The organism is Mesorhizobium sp. M8A.F.Ca.ET.208.01.1.1, from assembly GCF_004791315.1.
Taxonomy (GTDB): domain Bacteria; phylum Pseudomonadota; class Alphaproteobacteria; order Rhizobiales; family Rhizobiaceae; genus Mesorhizobium.
Window position 1 is genome coordinate 1 of record NZ_SRUT01000242.1, and the last position, 317, is coordinate 317.

Annotated in this window: 1 protein-coding gene; it reads left to right on the forward strand. The window is 68.5% G+C overall.

What is annotated here, in order from left to right; all coding sequences use genetic code 11:
• A partial coding sequence (locus EN851_RS35110; protein ID WP_281041128.1) for a cytochrome c-type biogenesis CcmF C-terminal domain-containing protein occupies nucleotides 1-317 on the forward strand: 317 nt, incomplete at both ends.

Genomic DNA, 317 nt, shown 5'->3' on the forward strand with positions numbered 1-317 from the left:
CCGCCACGGTGCTCGTCGGCACGCTCTATCCGCTGGCGCTGGAGGCGCTGACCGGCGGCAAGATCTCGGTCGGCGCGCCGTTCTTCGACCTAACTTTCGGCCCACTGATACTGCCACTCTTGGCGATCGTGCCATTCGGCCCGCTGCTTGCCTGGAAACGCGGCGACATCATTGCCGCCTCGCAGCGCCTGATGGCGGCCTTCGCCATTGCGATCGCCGCGATGCTGGTCACCGGCCTGTTCATCGACGGTGCGTCGGTGTTTGCGGCACTCGGCGTCGGCCTCGCCGTCTGGCTGGTCGCCGGTGCGCTGACCGGC